Source organism: Trebonia sp. (assembly GCF_049794275.1).
Classification (GTDB): domain Bacteria; phylum Actinomycetota; class Actinomycetes; order Streptosporangiales; family Streptosporangiaceae; genus Trebonia.
In genome coordinates this window covers 1-2,686 of the sequence record NZ_JBARCR010000018.1, presented here as the reverse complement: position 1 = coordinate 2,686, position 2,686 = coordinate 1, and the positions used below count along the sequence as shown (strand labels likewise).

General features: G+C 67.5%; 3 protein-coding genes and 1 pseudogene. 1 reads left to right on the top strand and 3 read right to left on the bottom strand.

Annotation, left to right across the window (positions count from 1 at the left end; all coding sequences use genetic code 11):
• A partial coding sequence (locus tag WA805_RS00460) for a Crp/Fnr family transcriptional regulator (protein WP_425241378.1) occupies positions 1-829 on the bottom strand: 829 nt, incomplete at its 3' end.
• A gap of 91 nt (positions 830-920) precedes the next feature.
• Positions 921-1,601: a hypothetical protein gene (locus WA805_RS00455; RefSeq protein WP_425241377.1), complete on the bottom strand. Its 681-nt coding sequence runs from the start codon at positions 1,599-1,601 to the stop codon at positions 921-923.
• A 305-nt stretch (positions 1,602-1,906) separates the two neighbouring features.
• Here WA805_RS00455 and WA805_RS00450 point away from each other — a divergent pair, with 305 nt between their 5' ends.
• The gene (locus WA805_RS00450; RefSeq protein WP_422288207.1) at positions 1,907-2,209 is read left to right on the top strand and encodes a DUF1905 domain-containing protein; all 303 of its coding nucleotides are present in this window, start codon (positions 1,907-1,909) and stop codon (positions 2,207-2,209) included.
• Positions 2,210-2,351: 142 nt separating this feature from the next.
• Here WA805_RS00450 and WA805_RS00445 read toward each other — a convergent pair.
• A pseudogene (locus WA805_RS00445) lies at positions 2,352-2,686 on the bottom strand (hypothetical protein); the annotation flags it as partial.

The window sequence follows — 2,686 nt, the reverse complement described above, 5'->3', positions numbered from 1 at the left end:
CGTCAACCGGCTTGGTGGACGAACGACGGTAGCTGAGGCCAAGCTTCTCAGCCAGCCCGCCCGGCGTGGCCTGTTTCAGCGTGGCGCCGGGCAGGACGACGGCGGGAAGGTCCTCCTCGGTCAGGCCGGAGGACTCCATCATCGCCTGGCCCGCGGGGGTGCCGGCCTCGAACCACAGGTGGATCAGGCGCTGCCGGGCGGCGTAAGTCCGCAGCGCCAGCGCGGCCGGCGACCTGTCGGTGCCGACGATCTCCACCGACAGGGCGGCGGTGCTGCGCTGCAGCAGCTCCCTGCGGGCAATCAGCGCCCTGAAGACGATGTCGGACAGCTCGACATCGTTGGCCATGAGCTGCCGCAGGCGCTCCGGCGACACCCGGTAGACCGTGCCGCCCTCCCGTACCCGGCACAGCAGGTAGACGTTCTGTCCGGTCAGCAGGTTCAGCTCACCGACAAAACCGCCCGCATCCACCGCCGCCACCGTCGCGGCGGGTACGTCGGCCGTTTCCGTCCGGACAACCTCCACCGAACCCCGGTCGACCACGATCAGATCGACGTCTTCGTCACCCGGCCGGAACAGTACATCGCCCCGATGAGTCTCCTGCGGCGTGCCGTAGGTCAGGAGCCGCGCGAACAGCTCATCGCCCAGCCGCGGCGATGCAACACTGGTCGGCACCAGCGGTTTGCCCAGCTGTCCGCGTGCGTGGCTGGCGCGCCGCCGATCCACATCACGCGGTGTGGCCCAGGCCACCGGTCGGGCCAGGCCGGGCTGACTGAACACAGGGCCACGCGCGGCCCAGGGCGCGGCGGCGGTACGCGACAGTTCATTCATCGATGTCACGCTTTCAGCTCACCGGCCATCTGGTCAAACGCCTCGCGGGCGACGCGACCCCTCGCGCCGCCCGCCCCTTCGGCCGATGCCCCTAGAGCGGGCGGTCCTCGGAGGGGGCGCCCGCCACGAGATCCCGCAACCGATTCCAGCGCCGCTGGTAGCGCGGGCCGTAGCGATGCCCGGCGCGCGCCGCTCGCTGGGGCTGACTGGCGTAGCGGTGGGTCGCCCACCAAGACCCCGGTTTGGCCAGTCTCACTGCGCCGACGAAGGCGACGCCGCTGATGACGGTGCCGATAACGCCGGTTGTCACCTTGCCTTTGAGCAGGCATATCACGCTCAGCATGAGATCGACGGAGAGGACGGAGACCGACGACCACCACGCCGCTGTGCCGACATGGCCAGACAGGAAGGTGGTGCCGCCGACGAGCGCTCCGGTTACCGCCAGAACGCAGAAGATCGCGTCGACCGATTTTCGTCCCTCCGTGGTCCAGTAGACATCCTGCAGGTGGAGCCACAGCGCGAACTCGTCGAGTGTGAGGCTGACGCCCACCCCGAAGAGGGCGGCGGCGACGTCGAGAGCTGCACCGTGCGGCGCTGCGGACACCAGGACGATTCCTGTGCCAATGATGATCAATATCCCGAAAACCTGATGGTGAACATGAACTCCAGCGAGCCGGACGTTGCCCAGCCCGGCCCCGGCGCCGCTCCCCGAACGAATCAGGCGGGTCACGGTTCTCGTGATCAGGAAAGTCGCCAATATTGCGATAAACATCCACATTATCGGCTGCAGAGAAGGTCCACCCGTGCCGATCGAGACCTTGGGCCCCGAGGGGAGAGATCTGATGATGGAGTCAGCGCCAAATCGCACAACGTCCTCCCCGTGTGCGGCCGCCTCCTGGAGTCTACGCGGCGGAGTATCCAGACGAGCTCAGGCAACCGGCCCCGGCAACGCCCGCAGAGCGGTGCACAGAAAAGCTGATCGGCGTGCCGTCCATGCGGGCGGTGGCAAGGCCCGCCGGGTCCTGCCCGCTGCATAGGGCGACCTGCGGCGCGAGGCTGGCGTGGCAAGCTAGGTCCGTGAAGGTCGTCTTTAGCGCCGAACTGTGGCTGTGGGACGCCCGGCGGACTGAGACCTGGACCTTTGTCAGCCTGCCGGCCAGCGAATCCGAGGAGATCCGCGACCTGGCTGGCGGGCTGCGCCGTGGTTTCGGGTCAGTGCGGGTACGGGCCACGATCGGAAACAGCACGTGGACGACGTCCATCTTCCCAGCTAGCCAGGCTGGTTATGTTCTTCCGGTCAAGCGGCCGATCCGCGTCGCTGAGTCTCTCGACGTGGGAGACATGGCGACGGTGACCGTGGAACTCATCGGCTTCACCTAACGGCGGCCAATCCGCTTCGCAGTCGGCACCGTCGTCGGTACCCTGGGCGGTTTCACAGCAAGCACGTCGACCCGCCGAACGCGCAGCCGGGTCAGCCCGGCAGCTGTACCGGTAACGGTGCGCTGCCAGGCTTCCGGGGAGGCTAGGCGTCCTGGTAGATCTCGACTCGTGGCTGGCCCTGGACGCCTGCCTGCTGCATGGCATCGCGCAGCTCGGCGCCAGCGAGGAATTTCTCGGCGTCGGCCGGGGTGGCGAAACTGTGCATGATAAGCACCTTGTTGGGGTCGTCGGTCGCCCGGTAGACGCTCTGGCGGGTCACGCCGCCCGCCTTCTGGACGTCACCGAACCCGTCGTAGGCCTTGCGCCATACCTTGTAATCGGCGACGTGGTGCTGGATCACTGCTGTTACTGCCATGGGAAACCCTTCCGTCGGTCCCGGGGCCGGCTGGTCGTCCCAGCGATGCTCCCGGAACCTGT